This window comes from Lactobacillus helveticus DSM 20075 = CGMCC 1.1877 (assembly GCF_000160855.1).
In the GTDB taxonomy this organism is placed as follows: domain Bacteria; phylum Bacillota; class Bacilli; order Lactobacillales; family Lactobacillaceae; genus Lactobacillus; species Lactobacillus helveticus.
On the sequence record NZ_GG700754.1, the window covers coordinates 8,689 to 9,973 of the forward strand.

A 1,285-nucleotide genomic window follows, 5' to 3' on the forward strand; every position below is an offset into this window, starting at 1 on the left:
TTTTTAATTATTTACAATGATAGTATAAAAAAGTAGTAGAAAACAAACAATTATTGCTATTACATAACCTATCAACAATCCTAATACTAAGGTAACGGAATGACGTTGTAGAAAAGTACATATCCAATCTCCAAGCATAAATAGATAAAAACCTATAAGCCAATAATTTAGTTATTTCTGATTCATCCACGGTAATACTAATATAATTAGTATTACAACGATTGATGCATATCCTATACTTTTATACGCTGAATCATTAAGTAATGCGTGACGCATACAAAAAGCCCCCTTTATTGGTAACGCCAGCCACGAATCTTATAAACTCTACCAACTTTGTATGGGCTTACTTGTCCTAACATTGCACCAACTAATTTTTTAGAAACAGTTGTAATAGCCCAGGAAGCTACTCCCATTGATGGAACACCAAGAGCCGCTGAAATCAAACTTAAGACAGCACCAAAGGCTACACTATAACCTTCTATTCTGATCTTATTTAACATTGATTTAGAAAGATAAACATTAATGTTCCCATTACCATAATTTTTTACTTTAGTAACGCCAGCGTGGTGTCTTTTGGCTAGTTCAGCAGAAAATTCATTTCCATATGCTTTATTAATAGCTCTGAGTAAGGCATCATTAGAAATTTCAAACGTTTTAACCCCATTTTCATTAGTAAGAGTTCCTGATTGAGCAATATCTTCAGAAAGAGTTTGTTGTATTTTAGTATTTTCCGGAACAACGCTTCTTTTAGGAATCACAAACGTTTGAGTATTTCCTGAGTTTGCCGATTTTGTGTCACTATTAATTGTAGAAGCGCTAACGCTACTAGAAATAGTTGGTGCTACTACAGTTAGCAATGTGGCAGATGCCATAGCGACTGCCGTAAATTTAGATAATTTTTTCATAAAACTTATTCCATAATAAAACTGTCTTTTCTTACTTAATAATTACTGGTAATTCCCACCAAATCATGTATGTCAACATTCTTTCGTAGTCTTTTCTATCGCTTTAGTTTTATTCTAGCTCAAATTATAAGGTTTAATTACATTCTGTATCATATTTATTACACAGCTATTAACTTTGAAAGGAGGAAATTTACAATGGTCAAATCTCCAAAATGGTACTTGAAATTCGAAATTGGCTCTGGCTCTAACAATAATTAACTATTACGCGTGGTGCTAGTTAAATCGTTTTAGTTAATAAAAAAGTCCAATCGGACTAGACTCAAGTTGTAGTATTCAATAGAAAAGAGTCTGATCTGATTGAGCTGCCTTAAGCTTAAGTG

At 32.7% G+C, this 1,285-nt stretch carries 1 protein-coding gene; it reads right to left on the reverse strand.

From position 1 onward, the window contains the following. Nucleotides 1-290: 290 nt before the first annotated feature. Nucleotides 291-905 carry a hypothetical protein gene (locus HMPREF0518_RS10730; RefSeq protein ID WP_003626758.1) on the reverse strand — a complete coding sequence of 205 codons (615 nt, stop codon included), beginning with the start codon at nt 903-905 and terminating at the stop codon, nt 291-293. Nucleotides 906-1,285 lie beyond the last annotated feature (380 nt).